The sequence below is a fragment of the Bradyrhizobium sp. CCGB01 genome (assembly GCF_024199795.1).
Classification (GTDB): domain Bacteria; phylum Pseudomonadota; class Alphaproteobacteria; order Rhizobiales; family Xanthobacteraceae; genus Bradyrhizobium.
Window position 1 is genome coordinate 3,897,217 of record NZ_JANADK010000001.1, and the last position, 20,237, is coordinate 3,917,453.

The 20,237-nt window shown below is 64.3% G+C and carries 18 protein-coding genes; 13 read left to right on the top strand and 5 right to left on the bottom strand.

Annotated features, from left to right (window positions below):
- The first annotated feature begins 36 nt into the window (after window positions 1–36).
- The 4 genes from NLM25_RS17580 (at window position 37) to NLM25_RS17595 (ending at window position 4,185) form a co-directional block, all read left to right on the top strand.
- On the top strand, window positions 37–945 hold the full coding sequence (locus NLM25_RS17580; RefSeq protein WP_254137812.1) for a fumarylacetoacetate hydrolase family protein: 909 nt from the start codon (window positions 37–39) through the stop codon (window positions 943–945).
- A complete protein-coding gene (locus NLM25_RS17585) occupies window positions 945–1,382 on the top strand; it encodes a thioesterase family protein (RefSeq protein WP_254137813.1) in 438 nt (145 codons plus the stop codon). The genes NLM25_RS17580 and NLM25_RS17585 overlap by 1 nt, the downstream gene beginning before the upstream one ends.
- Entirely contained in the window at window positions 1,379–2,104 is a 726-nt protein-coding gene (locus NLM25_RS17590) for a hypothetical protein (protein WP_254137814.1), read from the top strand. Before NLM25_RS17585 ends, NLM25_RS17590 begins: the two co-directional genes overlap by 4 nt.
- 284 nt (window positions 2,105–2,388) lie before the next feature.
- Window positions 2,389–4,185, top strand: coding sequence for an NAD(P)/FAD-dependent oxidoreductase (locus NLM25_RS17595; protein WP_254137815.1), 1,797 nt, complete (start codon window positions 2,389–2,391; stop codon window positions 4,183–4,185).
- Window positions 4,186–4,371: 186 nt separating this feature from the next.
- On the opposite strand, the gene NLM25_RS17600 is transcribed toward NLM25_RS17595, so the two are convergent.
- From NLM25_RS17600 to NLM25_RS17615, 4 genes are read right to left on the bottom strand one after another with little or no spacing between them, the layout of a single operon-like run.
- Complete coding sequence (locus NLM25_RS17600; protein ID WP_254118167.1) at window positions 4,372–5,085, bottom strand: ABC transporter ATP-binding protein; 714 nt, start codon at window positions 5,083–5,085, stop codon at window positions 4,372–4,374.
- Window positions 5,082–6,851, bottom strand: a complete 1,770-nt coding sequence (locus NLM25_RS17605; RefSeq protein ID WP_254137816.1) for an ATP-binding cassette domain-containing protein — start codon at window positions 6,849–6,851, stop codon at window positions 5,082–5,084. Before NLM25_RS17605 ends, NLM25_RS17600 begins: the two co-directional genes overlap by 4 nt.
- Entirely contained in the window at window positions 6,848–7,891 is a 1,044-nt protein-coding gene (locus NLM25_RS17610) for a branched-chain amino acid ABC transporter permease (protein WP_254137817.1), read from the bottom strand. Before NLM25_RS17610 ends, NLM25_RS17605 begins: the two co-directional genes overlap by 4 nt.
- Before the next feature lie 36 nt (window positions 7,892–7,927).
- Window positions 7,928–9,076, bottom strand: coding sequence for an ABC transporter substrate-binding protein (locus tag NLM25_RS17615; protein WP_254137818.1), 1,149 nt, complete (start codon window positions 9,074–9,076; stop codon window positions 7,928–7,930).
- A gap of 223 nt (window positions 9,077–9,299) precedes the next feature.
- Here NLM25_RS17615 and NLM25_RS17620 point away from each other — a divergent pair, with 223 nt between their 5' ends.
- The 8 genes from NLM25_RS17620 (at window position 9,300) to NLM25_RS17655 (ending at window position 17,069) form a co-directional block, all read left to right on the top strand.
- Window positions 9,300–9,620: a hypothetical protein gene (locus NLM25_RS17620; protein WP_254137819.1), complete on the top strand. Its 321-nt coding sequence runs from the start codon at window positions 9,300–9,302 to the stop codon at window positions 9,618–9,620.
- A gap of 80 nt (window positions 9,621–9,700) precedes the next feature.
- Complete coding sequence (locus NLM25_RS17625) at window positions 9,701–10,483, top strand: aspartate/glutamate racemase family protein (RefSeq protein WP_254137820.1); 783 nt, start codon at window positions 9,701–9,703, stop codon at window positions 10,481–10,483.
- Between the two features lie 34 nt (window positions 10,484–10,517).
- Entirely contained in the window at window positions 10,518–10,946 is a 429-nt protein-coding gene (locus NLM25_RS17630; RefSeq protein ID WP_375167832.1) for an organic hydroperoxide resistance protein, read from the top strand.
- A 12-nt stretch (window positions 10,947–10,958) separates the two neighbouring features.
- A complete protein-coding gene (locus NLM25_RS17635) occupies window positions 10,959–12,137 on the top strand; it encodes a thiolase family protein (RefSeq protein WP_254137821.1) in 1,179 nt (392 codons plus the stop codon).
- Complete coding sequence (locus NLM25_RS17640; protein ID WP_254137822.1) at window positions 12,134–13,375, top strand: SDR family NAD(P)-dependent oxidoreductase; 1,242 nt, start codon at window positions 12,134–12,136, stop codon at window positions 13,373–13,375. The genes NLM25_RS17635 and NLM25_RS17640 overlap by 4 nt, the downstream gene beginning before the upstream one ends.
- Window positions 13,376–13,409: 34 nt before the next feature.
- Window positions 13,410–14,192 (top strand): cyclase family protein, encoded by a 783-nt coding sequence (locus tag NLM25_RS17645; protein ID WP_254137823.1) that lies wholly within the window; start codon window positions 13,410–13,412, stop codon window positions 14,190–14,192.
- A 61-nt stretch (window positions 14,193–14,253) separates the two neighbouring features.
- A complete protein-coding gene (locus NLM25_RS17650; protein WP_254118175.1) occupies window positions 14,254–15,411 on the top strand; it encodes an ABC transporter substrate-binding protein in 1,158 nt (385 codons plus the stop codon).
- Between the two features lie 11 nt (window positions 15,412–15,422).
- Window positions 15,423–17,069: an ATP-dependent acyl-CoA ligase gene (locus NLM25_RS17655; RefSeq protein WP_254137824.1), complete on the top strand. Its 1,647-nt coding sequence runs from the start codon at window positions 15,423–15,425 to the stop codon at window positions 17,067–17,069.
- Between the two features lie 19 nt (window positions 17,070–17,088).
- Here the strand turns inward: NLM25_RS17655 and NLM25_RS17660 are convergent, their stop codons facing one another.
- Window positions 17,089–17,541: a MarR family transcriptional regulator gene (locus tag NLM25_RS17660; RefSeq protein WP_254137825.1), complete on the bottom strand. Its 453-nt coding sequence runs from the start codon at window positions 17,539–17,541 to the stop codon at window positions 17,089–17,091.
- A gap of 360 nt (window positions 17,542–17,901) precedes the next feature.
- Between NLM25_RS17660 and NLM25_RS17665 the strand changes: the two genes are divergently transcribed.
- Complete coding sequence (locus NLM25_RS17665; RefSeq protein WP_254137826.1) at window positions 17,902–20,223, top strand: bifunctional salicylyl-CoA 5-hydroxylase/oxidoreductase; 2,322 nt, start codon at window positions 17,902–17,904, stop codon at window positions 20,221–20,223.
- The last annotated feature ends 14 nt before the right edge of the window (window positions 20,224–20,237 follow it).

Genomic DNA, 20,237 nt, shown 5'->3' on the forward strand with positions numbered 1-20,237 from the left:
CACAGAATTCAACCGAAAGAGCCGGATAAAGCTGCTATGCGTTTTGTCACCTACACCACGGGCTCCAGCGGACCCCGCCTCGGGGTTCTCGTCAGCGGATTGGTCGTCGACGTCGAGCGCCTCGGTGCGTCGCGTGGCCTTGAATGGCCGAGCGACATGCTCTCGTTCATCGACAACGGTGTGACGTTGCTCCCGGCGCTGCGAGACTGTCTGGAAAGCGCCAATGGACGCCTGCCGACCGGCTCCGCCGTCCCGGTCGAGGACGTCAAGCTGCAGGCGCCGATCCCCCGCCCGCGCAAGAACATCTTTGGCATCGGGCTGAACTACCGCGCGCATGTTGCCGAATCCGCCAAGAGCCTCGATACCAGCAAGGACCTGCCGAAGCAGCCGGTGGTGTTCTCGAAGCCGCCGACATCGGTGATCGGCCCGGGCGCCGCAATTCACCACAACGCGAAGATGACGCAGCAGCTCGACTGGGAGGTCGAGCTCGCCGTCATCATCGGCAAGACCGCGACGCGCATCCCGGTCGAGAAGGCGATGGACCACGTCTTCGGCTATTCGGTGATGATCGACATTTCCGCGCGCGACAATCGCCGCGCCGGCCAGTGGATCTTCTCCAAGGGCATGGACACCTATGCGCCGTTCGGCCCCTGCATCGTGACGGCGGACGAGATTCCCAATCCGCATGATCTGCGGCTCTGGCTGACCAAGAACGGGGTCATGAAGCAGGACTCCAACACCAGATACATGATCTTCGATATTCCGGTCCTCATTGCCGACATCTCGTCGGGGATGACGCTCGAGCCTGGCGACATCATCGCGACCGGGACGCCCGAGGGCGTCGGCGCGGGGATGAGCCCGCAGGAATGGCTGTGGCCGGGCGACGTCGTGGAAGCCGGCGTCGACGGCGTCGGTGTCATCAGACACCCGGTTGTCGCGATCTGATGACGTCGTTCTCGTTCGACCGCGAACTGCGCTTCGGGGACTGCGATCCCTCGGGGATCGCGTATTTTCCGTCCTATCTGAACATCCTCAACGGCGTCGTCGAGGAATTCTGGGCGACGATCGGCTTTCCCTGGCCGGAGTTGATCACGGTCCGGAAGATTGGAACGCCTACGGTGCATCTGACCTGCGACTTCTCGCGGCCGTCGCGGTTCGGCGATCTCCTCACGTTCGAGCTCGGCGTCGGCCGGGTGGGGGGATCATCGCTGCATCTGGAGCATGTCGTCTCGGGCGCAGATGGCATGCGCTGGCGTGCCCGCCAGATCCTTGCCGCGACCTCGCTCGTGCATCACCATGCCATTCCATGGCCGGATGATGTCCGCGCCGCGCTCGTGGCGCACATGAATGCCGACGAGACAACCGAAGCGGCTCCATCATGATCTCCCTGTTCATGACGTTTTCGGATCCGGCAGGCGGACGGCGCGTCCGGTCGGAGGCACTGAACGCCGTCGCAGTGCTGATCGGGGCGGTCCCGCAGATGACCGAGGGCCTGCTGTTCACACCGCTGGAGCAATCGGCGGACCATCCCTACAAGGCTGACGGTCCGGGGCCGGCCTTTGCGCTACAATTGCGGTTTCCGGACCTGCTCGCGTGCGAGGCCGCGCTCAATCGTGGCGGAGCGCTCGCCAGCCTCGCGACCGGCGGCGGATTATCGAGCCTCACCGGATTGGACGTCACCCATCAGGTGATGCTGACACGCTCCTTTCCGGTCGATGTCGCCGAGCATCATCCCGGCACGGCCACGCCGTGCAGCTATCTCGTGCACTATCCCGGGCCGGCCGAGGACATGAATGCCTGGAACCTGCACTATCTCGAGCATCATCCGTCGATCATGCGAACTTTCCCGAACGTCCGTCAGATCGAGATTTATACGCGGATCGATTGGGTCGACCAGCTGCCGTCGCAGCGGATCGAGCACATGCAGCGCAACAAGCTGGTGTTCGACAGTCCGGCGGCGCTCTCGCATGCGCTGACCTCCGACGTGATCACGCGCATGCGCGCGGACTTCGTAAGATTCCCGCCATTCGCGGGTGGCAACAAGCATTTTCCGATGCTGACGCGGGTGGTTCGACCGGCGCCTAGCCAGGACATGCCCTCATAGGCCTGGCGTCGCAGATCAGGGATGAGGTCTGCTGTGCTCCTGATAGCGAAGTGATGGCAGGCGTCACCAGAGGTCCGCGTTGGGCCAATTCCGGAATCATGCATTGCAGCAAATAGAGCTCTCGTTCTACCGACCTCGTCGGTAGGCAAAGCAGCGTTGTCGCAGGCGATCGCTGAGAGGCGTTGAAGCCGGCCGGGAACCCTGCCGCGCGAGTCTGGATTCCCGCGATAGTTGGGATAAGGTGACGCGACCTGCGCAGTGCAAACGACATCCGGGAGGAAGCGATGCTCGACACCACGCTTACCGCGCGCGTCCAGGTTTTCCTCGACAGGTTTGAAGCTGCGCTTGCGACGGGCGATCTCGACGCTGCCGTGGGAATGTTCGCGCCAGAATGCTACTGGCGCGACCTTGTTACCTTCACCTGGAACATCAAGACAATGGAGGGCCGCGATCAGATACGCGACATGCTCGCGCATAGCCTCGCGCATGTGAAGCCGCGGAGCTGGAAGGTCGCTGAGGGTGAAACGCCAACCGAGGCCGGCGGCGTGACCGAGTCCTGGATCTCGTTCGAGACCGAGGTCGCGCGCGGATATGGTCTCATCCGCCTGCAGAACGGTCAGATCTGGACGCTCTTGACGACCATGGCTGAACTCAAGGGCCATGAGGAAAAGGCTGGCTTCAGCCGGCCGCTCGGCGCCAGGCACGGCGTCAATCCTGGCGCCAAGACCTGGAAGGAACTGCGTGACGAGGAAGTCGAGCAACTCGGATCCAAGACCCAGCCATATGCACTGATCATCGGTGGCGGGCAGGGCGGCATTGCGCTCGGGGCGCGGCTGCGCCAGCTCGGTGTGCCGACGATCATCGTCGAAAAGAACGCGCGCCCCGGCGATTCCTGGCGCAACCGTTACAAGTCGCTCTGCCTGCACGACCCCGTCTGGTACGATCACTTGCCCTACATCGATTTCCCCAAGAACTGGCCCGTGTTCTCGCCGAAGGACAAGATCGGCGATTGGCTGGAAATGTACACCAAGGTCATGGAGCTGAACTATTGGACGAACACCACGGCCAAGCACGCCAGTTGGGACGACACCAAGAAGGAATGGACCGTCGTTCTCGAACGTGATGGCAAGGAGATCACGCTGCGGCCCAAGCAGCTTGTGTTCGCGACCGGCATGTCGGCCAAGCCGAACATGCCAAAAATCAAAGGAATGGAAACCTTCAAGGGCGAGCAGCACCATTCCTCACGCCATCCCGGCTCGGACGGCTGCAAGGGCAAGAAAGTGGTGGTGATCGGCTCGAACAATTCGGCCCATGACATTTGCGCAGCGCTGTACGAGGCGGGCGTCGACGTAACCATGGTGCAGCGCTCCACGACACACATTGTGCGCTCGGACTCGCTGATGGAGAGCATCGCCGATCTTTATTCCGAACGAGCCGTCCGGAGCGGAATGACGACGGCGAAGGCCGATCTGATCTTTGCCTCACTGCCCTACCGGATTTTGAATCAGTTTCAGAAGCCGGTCTACGACAAGATCCGCCAGGATGACGCCGCTTTCTATGCCGGGCTGGAGAAGGCGGGCTTCAGGCTCGACTTTGGTGACGACGATTCCGGGCTGTTCATGAAATATCTGCGCCGGGGCTCAGGCTATTACATCGATGTCGGCGCCTCTCAACTCATCATTGACGGCAAGATCAAGTTGTTCGCTGGCCAGGTCGAGGAAATCATGCCTAACGGCGTCAGGCTCGACAACGGCACAGAATTGCCGGCGGACGTGATCGTCTATGCCACCGGCTACAGCTCGATGAATGGCTTTGTCGCCGATCTCGTAAGTCGAGAAGTGGCCGACAAGGTCGGCAAGGTCTGGGGCCTCGGCTCGAATACGACAAAGGACCCCGGTCCATGGGAAGGCGAGCAGCGCAACATGTGGAAGCCGACACAGCAGGAAGGACTATGGTTCCACGGCGGCAATCTGCATCAGTCACGACACTATTCGCAATTCCTTTCCCTGCAGTTGAAGGCGCGCCAAGAGGGCATCCCAACGCCGGTCTATGGCCTGGAAACTGTCCATCACAAGGCCTGAAGTTGCCATCCATGGGCGGCGATGGTGACACTATGCCACTGTTTTGCCCGACGGATCAACTTGAGTTCGTAAAATCCGCAATCGTTCGACGTTAAGCCATTGATATCGCTATCGCCGGCTACTGTGCATGGGGTTGTTTTCGGCGATTCTTGTTGTGCCGCGCGCCGGACCTGATCAAAACTGGTCTCAGTGCCCGCCGAGATAGGCCGTGATCAGCCGGGGATCGTGGATGAGGTCCTTGGCCGGGCCTGACTGCACGACCTCGCCGGTCTCCAGCACATAGCCATAATCGGCCGTCTCGAGCGCGGCGCGGGCGTTCTGCTCGACCAGCAGGATGGAGACGCCGAGGTCGCGCAAGGAGGCGATGGTGCGAAAGATCTCGCGGACGATCAGTGGTGCGAGACCGAGGCTCGGCTCGTCCAGCATGAGCAGTTTCGGCTTGGCCATCAGCGCGCGCCCGAGTGCCAGCATCTGGCGCTCGCCGCCGGAGAGCGTGCCGGCGGCCTGGCGCTGCCGCTCCTTCAGGCGCGGGAAGCGGTCGTAGACCTCGTCGAGCGTCTTCTGCACGCCCGAGCGGTCGCGCAGGCTGTAGGAGCCGAGCAGGAGATTGTCGGCGACCGACATGTCGGAAAACAGCTCGCGCTTTTCCGGGACGAGGCAGAGCCGGCGCTCGACGCGGTCCTCGACCGACATTTTTCCGATGTCGCCGCCCTGAAAGACCATGCGGCCGCGCGAGGCGAGCAGTCCGATCGCCGCCATCAGCAGCGTGGTCTTGCCGGCGCCGTTCGGGCCGATGACGGTGACGATCTGTCCTTCTTCGACCGACAGCGACACGTTGCGAACCGCCTCGACGTTGTCGTAGCAGACGGTCACGTCTCGCATGGAAAACATCTCGCTCACGCGACGCCTCCGAGATAGGCCTCTTGGACGCGCTCGTCGCTGCGGATCGCGCTTGGAGCGCCCTCGCAGAGCTTCGATCCGAAATCGAGCACGACAATGCGGTCGACCAGCGACATCACGAACTCCATGTCGTGCTCGACGATCAAAATGGTCAGATGGTCCGCCCGCAGCGACCTCAGCAGCTCGGCAAGGCGCAGCTTCTCCTGGCGGCGCAGGCCGGCCGCCGGCTCGTCGAGCACCAACAGCGTCGGGTCCGCGGCGAGCGCGCGCGCGATCTCCAGGATACGCTGGTTGCCGAGCGGCAGATTGCCGGCGAGCTCGAACGGCTTGTCGCCGAGCCCGACACGTTCGAGCTGCGTCAAGGCCTCGTGCCGGGCACTGGCTTCCTCGCGCTGGTTGAGACGGAACGCACCGGCCAACAGGCCCGTGTCCGTGCGGGCGTAGGTGCCGAGCATCACGTTTTCCAGGAGGCTCATGCGCGGCCTCAGCTTGACGTGCTGGAAGGTCCGCGCGATGCCGGCCTTGGCGATGCGCGATTGCGCCTCGCGGGTGATCGGCCGTCCCGCGAAGACGATCTCGCCCTTGTTGACCCTGAGCGCGCCGGTCAGGCAGTTGAACATCGTGCTCTTGCCGGCGCCGTTGGGGCCGATGACGGCGAGGATTTCGCCCGACCGCACCTCGAAGCTGACCTTGTTCACCGCGATGAGACCGCCGAAGCGGCGCTCGGCGCCGTCGACTTTCAACAGCAGCTCGCCCGGCGTCGGCTGCGTACGGCGGGGCAGGGGCGGCGCGGGCTGCGGCCGCTCGCGCTGGATCTTCGGCAAATAGCGCGCGACGAAGGGCACGATGCCCTGCCGCGCCCATTGCAGGAACAGGATGAACAGCCCGGAGAAGGCGACGATCTCGAGTTGCCCCGACGCGCCCTTGGCGATCAGCGGCAGATAGTCCTGCACGCTGTTCTTGAGCAGGGTGACGATGGCAGCACCGACGACGCCGCCGAGCAGGCTGCCGGCGCCGCCGACCATCGACATCATCAGATATTCGATGCCCATGCCGGCATCGAACGGGCCCGGGCTGATGAAGCGGCTCATATGCGCGTAGAGCCAGCCCGAGAGCGCGGCGAGGAAGGCCGCGATCACGAAGGTCACGAGCTTGATCCGGAAGGCGTTGATGCCGAGGCTCTCGACCAGCGTGTTGCCGCCGCGCAGCGCCCGCATGGCGCGGCCGAGCCTGGAGTCCAGCAGGTTGTAGCCGAGGAACAGTACGGTAGCGACGATGCCCCAGATCAGGAAGTAGATCTGCGCGCTGGTGACCAGCGCGAACGAGCCGATGCTGATCGGCGGGATCGAGGAGATGCCGTTGAAGCGGCCGAGCCCCTCGACATTGCCGAACAGGAAGCCGATGGCGAGACCCCAGGCGACGGTCGAGAGCGAGAGGAAATGGCCCTGAAGCCGCAGGGTGACGACGCCGAGGATCGCCGCGACGCCGCAGGTCAGTGCCACGCCGAACACGAGCCCAAGCCACGGCGAATATCCATTGAGTGCCGAGACCCAGGCGGTCGCATAGGCTGCGACGCCGACGAATGCCGCCTGTCCGAACGACACGATGCCGCCGACGCCAGTGAGGAGCGCGAGCCCGATGGCGACGAGCGAATAGATGCCGATGTAGTTCATCAGCGTGATGCTGAAGGGGCTGAGCACGAAGGGCGCGAGTGCCAGGCACACCACTGCGGCCATCGCCGCAAGCTGAACATGAAGGCGCGTCATTCCTCGATCTCCTCCTCGGAATGCAGCGAGGCGAGGGATCGCCAGATCAGGACCGGGATCAGGAGCGAGAACACGATGACGTCCTTCAGCGCACTGCTCTCGAAGGACGCGAAGCTTTCGAGGATGCCGACCCCGACGGCGCCGATCGCGGCGCCGGGATAGCTGGTCATGCCGCCGACGATGGCGCCGACGAACGCCTTGAGGCCGATCAGGAAGCCGGAATCGTAGAACACCGTGTTGACCGGCGCGATCAGGATGCCCGATACGCCGGCCATGAGCGAGCCGAGCAGATAGGCAATCGTGCCGGCACGCGCCGGCCGGATCCCCATCAGCCGCGATCCGGTCCGATTGACGGCGGTGGCACGGAGGGATTTGCCGACCAGCGTGAAGTCGAAAAAGAGGTAGAGCAGGCCGCTGAAGACGAGCGCCGCGATCACGATCAGCATGGTCTGGCCCGAGATCAGCACGCCGGCGAATTCCGTGGAGAGCGAAGTCAGCGGCTCGGTTCTGACGCCTTCGGGTCCGAAGAACAGCAGGCCGAGGCCAACCAGCGCGAAATGCAGCGCCACCGAGACGGTCAGCAGCAGCAGCACGGTGCCGTCGGCGATCGGGCGGAAGACGATCCGATCCAGCAGCGGTGAGATGGGCGTGATCAGCATCAGTGCGAGCACGAGCCGGATGGCAAGGGGTGGGTCCATGCGCATGACGAGCCAGGCAGCACCGACCACGGCCACGGGAAGAACGAGGTACAGGAGAAGCGCGCGCGGCAGGAGGCGAATCTCGCCGGCGCGCAGGAGCGAGATGATTTCGATCAGGGTCGCAAGGCAGGCCAGGATCACGACGAGTGCTCCCGTGCCCGGAAAGCGCTTGGCGTCGAGCGCTGCAAGCGTCAGCGCCGTGAAGGCGGCGATGTCACCAAAGGGGATGAAGATGACCCGCGTCACCGTGAAGATGAGGACGGTCCCGATCGCCACCAGCGCATAGACTGCGCCGGTGGCGATCCCGTCGATCGCAAGAATGGCTGCGATGTCGCTCGTCATTGAGACGCCGTTCCCCCGTTGTGACTGTGTCTGCGCTTACGGCGCGTACTTCCAGGCGCCGCCGGTGAGGCGCACCACGACCAGCGACCGCTCGTCGACGCCGGTCACGGCGCCCGGCTTGAAGTTGTAGACGGCATGCACGCCTGGCAGCTCCTTGGTGCTGAGGATCGCATCGCGCAGCGCCGTGCGGAATTCGGCCGTACCGGGCTTTGCGCTCTTCAGCGCGCGCTCGGCGGCGTTGGCGAAGATCAGCCAGGCGTCGAACGAGTAGGCGGAGAAACCGTCGGTGGTCGGGATGTTGTGGGTCTTCTGGTAGACGGCGCGGAAATCCAGCGCGATCTTCTTGGCGAAGTGCTCGTCCGGAAGCTGTTCGGCCACGATCACGGGGCCGGCGGAGACCTGGATGCCGTCCGCGGCCTTGCCGCCGACGTTGACGAAGTCCGGGTTGACCAGTGCCACCGTGCCGTAGGTGTTTCCCTTGAAGCCGCGCTCGGAGAGGGTGAGCAGGGGCAGTGCGCCTTGCGTTCCGGAGCCCCCGATCAGCACGGCGTCGGGGCGTGGAGCCATCACTTTCAGGATCTGCGCGGTCACCGACGTGTCGGTGCGGGCATAGCGCTCATTGGTCTGGATCTTGATGTCGTCGATCGGCTCGGCGGCCTTGGCGCCGTTATAGACGAGGTCGCCCCATGCATCCGAGAAACCGATATAGCCGATGTTCTTCATGCCATCGCGCTTCATGCGATCGGCGACGATCTTGACGAGGAGCGAGGCCGGCTGCGGCACCGAGACGACCCATTGCTCCGGCGATTCCGGCAGCTTGCCGATCGGCGAGACCGCGATCATCGGCACCTTCAGTTCGCTCGCCACCGCCGCCATGGCGATGGTCGACGGTGCCGTGGCGGTACCGATCAGGAGGTCCACCTTCTCCTCTTCCACCAGCTTTCGCGCGTTGCGGGTCGCGGCCGACGGATCGGAGCCGTCGTCGAGCTGGATCAGGCGGACGGTCTGGCCGTTGATCGTCTTCTTGTATTCATAGGCGGCATTGATGCCGCGCCCGTAGGGAATGCCGATCGACGAACCGTTGCCGCTCAGTGATGTGACGAAGCCGATGGTGATGTCGGCCCGAGCGGCGGGCGCCGCCAGGACGCCGGCAGCGAGTGCGAGGATACTCAGAGTATTTCGCATGTGCGTTCTCCTCCGTTGATGCTGGGTACGAATGAATGCAGGCCGGGCGCGAAGCCCGGGCCGGGAACAAACCGATTGAAAGCATTGTTGCGGCGCCAATCGCTGGGCGCGGCCGAAAAGAGTTCGCTCGGCCGGGCGTCAGCAACCATAGCGACGCGTGCCGCTCAAATCGCGGGCCCATCGGCGGAAGCCGGCGGGTGCCTTTCGCGGGGACGAGACGTGATTGCCGCAGTCGCGATGCGCGACCGGCGATGCTGCTGCCGGCTCTTCAAGCCCGACGAATGTCCACGCGATCGAGTTTCTCAAAATCGGTGCCCTGCAACATCATTATCTTGGCCATCGGCCGCAGCCGGTGGAGGATTACTTAAAGCCTAAAGTATTCCCGGCGGGGCCGTCAACACGCGTCACGGCGCTGTCAGAAAAAAATGTTGTTGCATACAATTCCATCAGAGTGCGCCATTTCCTTGATCTCTTTGTCCCTCAAAAAGGGCGTCGTCGCCGCTGCACAAGGGGGCCTCCCGTCGGAGTTGCCGTGCCCATTTGACGGGTCAATTAGTTTATGGTTGAAATATATCGTGGCAGCCGGCGACCGATCCTCCGATGGACCGCTCGAGGAGAAGGACGATGCGCATCTTCTGGCAGAGCTTCGTTGATGCGAGCGCGAATGCGCCCTACATGGTGCTGCTGTCGGAATACCTCAACAAAATCGCGGCGCCCGGCACGACGGTCCATGTCGAAGGGATTTCGCCGCCGGACCGCGAGTTCGGACGGCTCGCCGAACTGCGCTGCGCGGTCCAGGCGATCGACAACGGCATCGCGGCCGAGGAGGGTGGGTTCGACGCCTTCGTCATGGGACATTTCCAGGATCCCGGTCTCTACGAGCTTCGCTCGGCGCTCGCCATTCCCGTAATCGGGACCGGCGAGGCGACGCTGCTGGCGGCATCGCAGCTCGGCCGGCGCCTGGGTCTCGTCACGCTCGACCCCGTTTTCGAAGTCTGGCACTACGAGCAGGCCGAACGTTACGGTCTCGGTGACCGCGTCGTTCACGTCACCGGCATGGGCTGCAAGCCGGAGGATTTTGCCGATGCGTTCGCGGGCAACGAAGCGGCCCAGGCCCGCATGATCAGGGATTTCGTCGCCTGCGCGCTGCCGTTGACCGAGCGCGGCGCCGATGTCGTGATCCCCGCCGGTGTCCTTCCCGGTCTCTTGATTGGACGGGAGCATGGCCTGAAGGTCGGGCACGCACCTGTCGTCAATTGCGCGGCCGTTGCGCTCAAGAGCGCCGAGATGTGGGTGCAGCTCAGGCGCCTCAATGGCACCGAGCCCAGCCGCGGGCCGAGCTTCGGTCGCGCCAGCGACCTGGCCCGCAGCGATTTTCGCGCCATGCTCGCACGCAACAAGCGTTAGGGCGGGCGCAGCGCCGAGTTCTGGAGAACGAGACATGATGACACCCGAAAAGATCCTGTACGAGACCGAGGTCACGGCCACTGGAGGCCGCGACGGCAAGGCCGCAAGTTCGGACGGTCTCCTGTCGGTCTCGTTGTCCTTGCCGAAATCGATGGGCGGTCCCGGCGGCGAGGGGACCAATCCGGAGCAGCTCTTTGCGGCCGGCTATGCCGCGTGCTTTCTTGGCGCGGTCAAGCTGGTGGCGCGCACGCGGAAGATCGTGCCGTCCGCTGAGCCGTCTGTGACGGCAAAGGTCGCCATGGGGCCGGTCCCGGTCGGATATGCGCTCGCCGTCGAATTGAAGGTCGATCTGCCCGGGGTCGAGAAGGCGGTCGCCGAGGAGGTCGTCGCCGGTGCGCATGAGCGTTGTCCCTATTCGAACGCAACACGCGGCAATATCGACGTCAGGCTGACGGTGATCTGAGGCGCGCGACCGGTGAAGAATTCCCAGCGCACACCGTACGACGGCATCGTGATGGCGGCTCCCGTCACGATTCCCTATGCGCGCTATTCCATCGAGAGCGCGCAATGGTGGATTGGCCGTGCGCTTGGCGAGCTCGTAGCCCAGGCCGGCATCAAGGCCTCTGATATCGACGGTCTTTGCGTCTCGAGCTTCACCATGGGCACCGACAGCGGCATCGGGCTGACGCAGCATTTTGGTCTTTGCGTCCGCTGGCTCGACACGATTCCGCTTGGCGGCGCCAGCGCCATCGCGGGCTTGCGGAAGGCTGCGCGCGCGGTCCAGGCTCGTGACGCCGACATCGTCGCCTGCGTGGCGGGCGACACCAACCATGTAGATTCCTTCCGCCTGACGCTCGAGAATTTCTCGCGCTTCAACCAGGACGCCGTCTATCCTTACGGCGCGGGCGGCGCCAATGCGAGCTTCGCGCTGATTGCGCGCAACTATATGCGGAGCTTCGGCGTCACGCGCGAGGACGTCGGCAGGATCGCGGTCGCTCAGCGCGCCAATGCGCTACGTAATCCGCACGCCCTGATGAAAGTGCCGCTGACGCTCGAACAATATCTGGCGGCGCGGCCGATTTCCGACCCGATCCACCTCTTTGATTGCGTGATGCCCTGCGCGGGCGCGGAAGCTTTTCTGGTGATGCGCGAGGAGACCGCCGCATCGCTTGGGCTGCCCGCGGCGCGACTGCTGTCGACGATCGAACGGCACAACGCCTTTGCGGACGACCCGATGCAGGTGCGTGGTGGCTGGGCGATGGACGTCGGCGAGCTCTATGCCATGGCCGGCGTGAAGCCCGACGATCTCGATATCGTCCAGACTTACGATGACTATCCCGTCATCACGATGATGCAGTTCGAGGATCTCGGCTTTTGCAAGAAGGGCGAGGGTGCGGAGTTCGTCCGCGCGCACGATCTCACCATTGAAGGCGATTTCCCGCACAACAGTTCGGGCGGACAGCTCTCCGTCGGACAGGCTGGCGCCGCCGGTGCCTATCTTGGTCTCGTCGAGGGGCTGCGGCAGGTCCTGGGAACCGCGGGTCCCACGCAGGTCAGGAATGCGCGCCTCGGCTTGGCCTCCGGGTTCGGTATGATCAATTATGACCGTGGCCTCGCCTCGGGCGCCGCGATCTTTGCAGGGCCTTCACGATGATCGATCCGATCAAGCCGCCCCGCCGCAAGAACCCGCTGCTGCGGACGCGGCTCCCGGCATCGCCCCCGAGGCCGCGTAGCCGGACATCGCACGGGTTCACGCGGGCGGCGGCCGAGGGGCGCTTCATGCTCCAGCGCTGCGACGCCTGCGGCGCTTTCGCTTATCCGGCGCGGGATGCTTGTCCGTCCTGCCTGTCACCCGCGCTCGCGTTTGCGGACGCGCCGGGCCGGGGCACGCTTCTCGCCGAGACGACCGCGCGCGTGCCGAGCGACGTCTATTTCCGCGAACGCGCGCCCTGGCGGATCGGTCTCGTCAAGATGGACTGCGGCCCGACGATCGTCGCGCATCTCCATGCCGACTGCGCCGAGGGCGCGCCGGTCCGCATGTCGTTTCAGCTCGACAAGAGCGGTCAGGCGGTGGCCTTTGCCCGACCCGAGGGGGAGACTCCCAACATGGCAGACGACAGGCAATGGCGGGAAATGACGGCCGATCCGAAATTCAGGCGGGTGCTCGTCACCAACGGCCGCAGCGTAGTCGGCCAGGAGGCCGTCGCGGCGTTGAAGGCCGCGGGCGCCAAGACGGTGTTCGTTGGCGTGGCCGAACCCTGGCGGCCGTTTGCCGGCGAGGATCTGCTGCGCGGGCAAGAGGGCGTTGAGGTCGTCACGCTCGACGCGGCCGATGAAAAATCTGCCGCTGATCTTGCCGCCGACATCGGTGGCAAGGTGGATATCCTCGTCAATACGACCGAGTATGTGCGAGCGGGTGGTCTGCTCGATCGCAAGGGGACGAGCATCGCGCGGGACGAGATCGACCAGGCCTATCTCGGCTTCATCAACCTCGCACAGGCCTTTGGGCCCGCCATGCGGATGCGCGGCGCCGACGGCGTCAACAACAGCGTCGCATGGGTCAACATCCTGTCGGTCTACGCGCTCGCGAACTGGCCGGCCTTTGGCGCTTACTCGGCCTCGCAGGCTGCGTGCCTGTCTCTCTCGCACTGCCTTCGCGCGGAGCTGCGGCCGGGCGGCATCAAGGTCATGAACCTGTTCACCGGGCCTGTCGACACCGAGTGGTTCCAGACCGTGCCGCCGCCAAAGGTCGCGCCGCGCGCGATCGCGCAGGCGATCGTGTCGGGGCTCAGAGGCGGGCTCGAAGAGATGTATGTCGGGGACGTCGCCGAAGAAATCCGGCAGCGTCTCGCGGCCAATCCGAAAGCGCTCGAGCGCGAGCTCGACAGGTGAGGGGCTGATTTCAACCAAGCCGGAGGACGTGACTATGCAAAGCAAGAATCTCCTGGAGCTGGCCGGTGCAATTTCTTCCGGCGCCGTGCGCGTCGTCGATCTGACCTTTACGCTCAGCCCGGATTTTCCGGTCATCGTGCTGCCGCCGGAGTTTGGCCAGGCGGCGCCTGTCCGCATCCAGGAAATCTCGCGATACGATGGTCGTGGCCCGGCCTGGTACTGGAACAACGTGACGTTTGGCGAACACACCGGCACGCATTTCGATGCGCCGATCCACTGGTTCACCGGCAAGGATCTGCCGAACAATGCCGTCGACACGATGCCGGCCAAGGACATGATCGCTCCGGCCTGCGTCATCGACTGCTCCACGGAAGCCGCGCAGGATCCCGACTTCGTGCTGACGGTACCGATCGTCGAGGCTTGGGAATCGAAGCACGGGCGCATCCCTGCGCGCCATTGGGTCCTGCTGCGCACCGACTGGTCCAAGAAGGGCTGGCGCGACTATTCCAACCTCAGGGACGACGGTGCGCACACGCCGGGCCCGAACCCCGCGGTCATGAAGTGGCTGGTGGAGGAGCGCGGCATCATCGGCTTCGGCACCGAGACCATCGGCACCGATGCGGGGCAGGCCGGACATTTCGAGCCGCCTTATCCGGCGCATCACTTCCTGCACGGTGCGGGCCGCTACGGCCTGCAATGCCTTTGCAATTTGGACCAGCTTCCGGCCACCGGCGCCGTCATCGTGGCCTCGCCCCTGAAGATCCAGAACGGCTCCGGCAGTCCGCTCCGGGTCATTGCGCTGGTTGGGTCGAATTGACGAAGGCATGGCGCTTGCCGAACGAGACAAGAGAAGAAACCACTCACGAAAGACAGGTGCCATGAACTTGATGAAGAGCCTGCTGGCTTCCACCGTGCTGCTCATTGCCGTGCCAGAGATCGCGCAAGCGGACATTCTCGTCGGCTTCGTGACCGGCCTCAGCGGACCGGTGTCGTCGATCGGGATTCCGAACGGGAAGGGGATTGCGGCGGGCCAAGCCTATATCGGCGAGGTCGGTGGCGAGAAGCTTCGCCTGATTCAGCTCGACGATGGCTCCGATCCGACGGCGTCGGCGCGCAATGCGCGCAAGCTTGTCGAGCAGGAGAAGGTCGATATTCTCATCGGCACGTCAGGCGCACCCCAGACGCTGGCGATGGCGACCGCGGCGATCGAGATGAAGATCCCGATGATTGCGGTGTCCCCGATCGCGCCGGTGCCATCAGGCGATGGCGGCCCCTGGGTCGTGCAGACGCCGCAGCCAACGCCGCTCCTCGTCCAGGGCATCGTCGATCATATGAAGGCTCACGGGTTGAAAACCGTCGCCTTCATCGGCTTCTCCGATGCGTTCGGCGACCTCATGTACAGTTCGCTCGAGCAGAGTGCGAAGGCGGCCGATATCAAGGTCATCGCGAACGAACGATATGCGCGATCGGATTCCTCGGTGACGGCCCAGGTGCTGCGCGCGGTCGCCGCGCGCCCTGACGCCATCATGCTCGGCGGCACCGGTACGCCCGGCGCGTTGCCGGTCATCGGCTTGTCCGAACGCGGATATAAAGGACCGCTCTACGGCAATCACGGGCTCATCAGCGCCGATTTCCTGCGCCTTGCGGGCAAGGCCGCCAACGGCATCATCTGCCCGACCGGACCGGTGACCGCGGCCGAGCAACTTCCAGCCAGCAATCCGATCCGGAAGGTCGCGCTGGATTTCCGGTCGGCGTTCGAGAAGGCGAATGGCGAGGCCCCGACGGATTCGTTCTCGTCATACTCCTTTGACGGCTGGCTGGTGTTCGTCGACGCAGCCAAGCGCGCGATGGCGACCGGCGCCAAGCCGGGCACGCCGGAGTTCCGCAACGCGCTGCGCGAGGCGCTGTTCACGATCAAGGACGTGGTGGGGACACAAGGCGTCTACACCTATACGCCGGCGGATCGGCACGGCGTCGACGCTCGTGCGCGCATTCTGGTTCAGATCGAAGACGGCAAATACAAACTGCTGCCGTGAGCGAGGCGCATATGGCGGAGCCCAGCGCGATGTCGGGGGCCGGGGAGGCGGCTGCGGCGCCGGCTTGGGCCCGCGCGGTGGAGCTGTTTCCACCGTCTGACCGGATCCTCTCCACCATCCTCACGCGGCAGGCCGAACGCTACGGGGATCGCGCCCTGCTCGTCTCGGGGGAGACGCGCTGGACCTACGCGCAGACCGCCGCGATCGCGGCTGCATCGGCGCAGGCGCTCGTCGACGCTGGGATCCAGCCCGGCGACCGGGTCGCCCTGATGTGCTCCAACCGGCCGGAATTTCTTCAGGTCTTCCTCGGATGTGCCTGGCTCGGTGCGATCGTGGTGCCGATCAACACGGCGCTGCGTGGATTCCAGCTCTCCCACATCTTCCTCAATTCGCAGCCCTCTCTCCTCGTCGTCGAAGCGCCGTTTCTTGCCGCGATTGACACTGTCGAGGCGGACGTTGAGCTTCCTTCGCAGGTCTGGATGATCGGGACTGCCGCTGAGGCAGACAGCGGGAAGATCTCGCCAGTTCCGCTGCCCGCTCTGAACGATCGAGCGTCCGCCAGTCAGGTGCGGCCTGGCGACACGGTAGCCATTCTCTACACGTCCGGCACGACGGGCCCCGCCAAGGGCGTGTGCTGCCCGCAGGCGCAATTGTTCTGGTGGGGCATCTACTCGGCCCGGGCACTCGGCATCCGCGAAGGTGACGTGCTGTTCACGACGCTGCCGCTGTTCCACACCAACGCGTTGAATGCGCTCTATCAGGCCGTGCTGAACGGATGCACTTACGTGCTGGAGCCGAAATTCTCCGCCTCCGGCTTCTGGGCTGCCGCGCGACGGCACGATGCGACCGTCGGCTATCTGCTCGGCGCCATGGCATCGATGCTGCTGGCGCAGCCCAAGACCGGAGACGACAGAGCGCATCGGCTTCGCGTCGCCCTCGGCGGCGGTGTGCCGCCGCAGATCCACACGCCGTTTCTTGAACGGTTTGGCGTGCCGCTGGTCGACGGTTACGGATCGACGGAGACCAATTTCGTGTTCGCGGGCGCGATTCCGTCCGACCGTCCGGGGACGATGGGATATCTCGCTGATGGCATCGAAGCCCGGATCGTCGATGCCGACGATGCGGAGCTTCCGGTCGGGCAGGCCGGAGAGCTGCTGCTGCGCGCCAAGGAGCCCTTTGCATTCGCGACCGGCTATTTCGGCATGCCGGAGAAGACGGTCGAGGCCTGGCGAAACCTGTGGTTCCACTCCGGTGATCGCGTGGTCCGCGATCCGGACGGGCATTATCGCTTCATCGATCGCATGAAGGATTCGATCCGCAGGCGCGGCGAGAATGTTTCTTCATGGGAGGTGGAGCAGGCCATCCAGTCCCATCCCGCGATCGCGGCCTGCGCGATCTATCCGCTGCCTTCGGAATTGGGCGAGGACGAGGTTGCAGTCGCGATCCTGCCGGAGCCCGACCAATCGATCGAGCCGATCGAAATCATCCGTCATTGCGAAGGGAAGATCGCCTATTTCGCCATTCCCCGCTACGTGCGGATTGTGGGCCAGATGCCTCTGACGGAGAACGGCAAGATCAAGAAGGGCGTACTGCGCGAGGCGGGCGTGACGACGGATATTTGGGACCGCGAGGCGGCTGGAATCAAAGTGCGGCGCTAACGTCCGACGCCGCGGGGCTTCACCGCTTTTCCAGCGAGTCCCTGACGGCGCCCTTTAGCTGGTCGAGCTCACCGATCAACCCGTCGAGCCTTTCAGCCGGGAATTCCGCCAGCAGCTCCGCGAGCCATGAGCCATGGCTCTTTGCCATGCGCCGGAAGGCCTTTCGGCCCTCGACCGTCATGCAGACGATCTGCACGCGGCGGTCGAGCGTCGACGGCGTGCGGGTGATGTAACCGTCCTCGACCAGGCGGTCCACGATCGGCGTGAGGTTCCCGGCTGATACCATCAGGCGCTTGGGCAGCTCTCCCAGCACAAGTCCGCTCGGCTCGCGGTCGAGCTGGGCCAGCACGTCGAAGCGAGGCATGGTGAAGTCGAATTCGTCGCGAAACCGGCGCCGCAGCTCGCCCTCGATCAGGGTCGTGCAGGCCAGCAGCCGGAGCCAAAGCCGCGTTTGGGCCCTGTACTCGGCCACCTGGTCTGCCCCATTCCTGGGCGAAACAGGCGGGGACTCCTTCGCGAGTGCCAAATCGAATCTCCTGGGAGCGTCCCGCCCGTCGAGAACGGGCGGCGTCATGAACATCTGCAAGATAGTTCGTGCCAAAAGTAAATTCAAGGCTTGGCGGAATCCCCGGAGAATCGGCCTGGCCTTGCAGTAAATCTGCAGCCAGTCACAAGATTGTAGCAACGCTTGGTGGCGATCTCAAAAGCCGCCGACAGGCATCTTGACAATCCGTGCGCCGTCGAAATATTTTATGCTTAAAATAATTTGTGGATCGGCATTCCCGGGGGTTTGCAGCTCGGCAAATGGCGCGGCGCGCGAAAGCGAGGGATCATGCGCATAGTCTGTATCGGTGGCGGCCCGGCCGGGCTCTATCTCGGCCTCCTGATGAAGCGCCGCCATCCGGAGCACATCATTACCGTCGTCGAGCGCAACAAGCCCTACGATACGTTCGGCTGGGGCGTTGTGTTCTCCGACGCGATGATGTCGGCGATGCGCGTTGCCGATCCCGAAAGTGCGACCGAGATCGAGGACGCCTTCAACCACTGGGACGACATCGAGCTCGTCTTCAAGGGGACTCGCCAGCGTACTACTGGCCATGGCTTCATCGGTATTGGGCGCAAGCACCTGCTCAACATCCTGCAACGGCGCTGCGAGGCGCTGGGCGTCGAGCTCGTCTTCGAGCGAGACGTGGAGTCCGATCTCGAGTTTCCCGATGCTGACCTGATCGTCGCCTGCGATGGCGTCAATTCCAGGATCCGCGCCCGCTATGCCGAGCAATTCCAGCCTGACATGGTGATCCGGCCGAACCGCTACATCTGGCTCGGCACCAAGAGGCCGTTCGACGCCTTCACGTTCGATTTTCAGAAGACCGAGCATGGCTGGTTCCAGGCGCATATCTACAAGTTCGACGCCGAGACCGCGACCTTCATCGTCGAGACCACGGAAGAGGCCTACAACGCCCACGGGCTTGGCGAGCTCGATCAACAAGGATCAATCGAGTTCTGCGAAAAGGTCTTCGCCGAGACGCTCGACGGCGCGAAGCTCCTCACCAACGCGCGCCATCTGCGCGGGTCGGCCTGGCTCAATTTCAGCCGCTTGATCTGCGGCAAATGGAGCGTGTTCAACGGCCGCTCCCATGTCGTGCTGATGGGCGATGCGGCACACACCGCGCATTTCGCGATCGGCTCGGGCACCAAGCTCGCGCTCGACGACGCCATCGAGCTAGCCAACCAATTTGACCGTCACGGTCATGGCGGCGACAACATCGGGGTTGTGCTGGAAGCCTACGAGGAGGTGCGCCGTGTCGATGTCGCGCGCATCCAGAATGCGGCGCGCAACGCCATGGAATGGTTCGAGGTGGTTGGCCACCGCTATGCCGATACGCTGGAGCCGCCGCAATTTTTCTATTCGATGCTGACGCGCTCACAGCGCATCAGCCACGAAAACCTCCGCCTGCGTGATCGCACCTGGCTGGAGGGTTTTGAGCGCTGGTTCGCCGCGCGCTCGGGGATCGCCGTCAAGGACGGCGAACGTGTCCCGCCGCCGATGCTGACGCCGCACAGCGTGCGTGGCTTGTCGCTTGCGAACCGCATCATGGTTTCGCCGATGGCAATGTATTCGGCGCAGGACGGGCTCATCAACGACTTCCACATCGCTCATCTCGGCGCGCGTGCCATGGGGGGCGCCGCGCTGATCTTCGCCGAGATGACCTGCATCTCGCCGGATGCCCGGATCACACCGGGCTGCCTTGGGCTCTGGAACGATGAGCAAGCGGCGCAATGGCGCCGGCTGGTCGAACTGATCCACAGCCTCGGACACGCCAAGGTCGGCATTCAGCTCGGCCATGCCGGGCGGAAGGGATCGACCAGGCTCGCGTGGGAGGGGATCGACCAGCCGCTGGAGACGGGCAATTGGCCGCTGATCTCGGCATCGGCGCTGGCCTACCTGCCCAACGGACAGGTGCCGCGGGCGATGGACCGCAGCGACATGGACCGCGTGCGCGACGATTTCGTCGCGGCCACGCGCCGGGCGGCGGCGGCCGGCGTCGAGTGGCTCGAGCTCCATTGCGCCCACGGCTATCTGCTGTCGAGCTTCCTGTCGCCACTGACCAACCGGCGGAATGACGAATATGGCGGCAGCCACGAGAAACGTGCGCGCTTTCCGCTGGAGGTCTTTCGCGCCATGCGTGCGGTGTGGCCGTCGGATCGGCCGATGTCGGTGCGGCTGTCGTGCCACGACTGGACCGAAGGCGGCAACACGCCGGCCGACGCGGCAATCTTCGCTGCGATGTTCAAGGAGGCCGGTGCCGATGTGGTTGACTGCTCGTCGGGGCAGGTCTGGAAGGAGGAGCGGCCGATCTATGGTCGCCTGTTCCAGACGCCTTTCGCCGATCTGATTCGCAACGAGGTCGGTATCGAGACCATCGCTGTCGGTGCGATCTCCGAGGCCGATCACGCCAACTCGATCCTCGCCGCAGGCCGCGCCGATCTCTGCGCCATTGCGCGGCCGCATCTTGCCGATCCTGCCTGGACGCTGCACGAAGCAGCACGTATCGGCATCACTGCAGTCGGTTGGCCGAAGCAATATCTATCGGCCAAGGGGCAATACGAAACCAATCTGGCACGCGCCGCTGCAGCGGCTGCCGCCCAATGAGCGGAGGAGGGAAC

What these genes read in the sequence shown, in the direction of transcription:
- NLM25_RS17640 (WP_254137822.1), top strand. Translation starts at nt 12,134, where the DNA reads ATGATCGATCCGATCAAGCCGCCCCGCCGCAAGAACCCGCTGCTGCGG.
- NLM25_RS17580 (WP_254137812.1), top strand. Translation starts at nt 37, where the DNA reads ATGCGTTTTGTCACCTACACCACGGGCTCCAGCGGACCCCGCCTCGGG.
- NLM25_RS17650 (WP_254118175.1), top strand. Translation starts at nt 14,254, where the DNA reads ATGAACTTGATGAAGAGCCTGCTGGCTTCCACCGTGCTGCTCATTGCC.
- NLM25_RS17585 (WP_254137813.1), top strand. Translation starts at nt 945, where the DNA reads ATGACGTCGTTCTCGTTCGACCGCGAACTGCGCTTCGGGGACTGCGAT.
- NLM25_RS17610 (WP_254137817.1), bottom strand. Translation starts at nt 7,891, where the DNA reads ATGACGAGCGACATCGCAGCCATTCTTGCGATCGACGGGATCGCCACC.
- NLM25_RS17590 (WP_254137814.1), top strand. Translation starts at nt 1,379, where the DNA reads ATGATCTCCCTGTTCATGACGTTTTCGGATCCGGCAGGCGGACGGCGC.
- NLM25_RS17615 (WP_254137818.1), bottom strand. Translation starts at nt 9,076, where the DNA reads ATGCGAAATACTCTGAGTATCCTCGCACTCGCTGCCGGCGTCCTGGCG.
- NLM25_RS17625 (WP_254137820.1), top strand. Translation starts at nt 9,701, where the DNA reads ATGCGCATCTTCTGGCAGAGCTTCGTTGATGCGAGCGCGAATGCGCCC.
- NLM25_RS17655 (WP_254137824.1), top strand. Translation starts at nt 15,423, where the DNA reads ATGGCGGAGCCCAGCGCGATGTCGGGGGCCGGGGAGGCGGCTGCGGCG.
- NLM25_RS17595 (WP_254137815.1), top strand. Translation starts at nt 2,389, where the DNA reads ATGCTCGACACCACGCTTACCGCGCGCGTCCAGGTTTTCCTCGACAGG.
- NLM25_RS17645 (WP_254137823.1), top strand. Translation starts at nt 13,410, where the DNA reads ATGCAAAGCAAGAATCTCCTGGAGCTGGCCGGTGCAATTTCTTCCGGC.
- NLM25_RS17630 (WP_375167832.1), top strand. Translation starts at nt 10,518, where the DNA reads ATGATGACACCCGAAAAGATCCTGTACGAGACCGAGGTCACGGCCACT.
- NLM25_RS17605 (WP_254137816.1), bottom strand. Translation starts at nt 6,851, where the DNA reads ATGACGCGCCTTCATGTTCAGCTTGCGGCGATGGCCGCAGTGGTGTGC.
- NLM25_RS17665 (WP_254137826.1), top strand. Translation starts at nt 17,902, where the DNA reads ATGCGCATAGTCTGTATCGGTGGCGGCCCGGCCGGGCTCTATCTCGGC.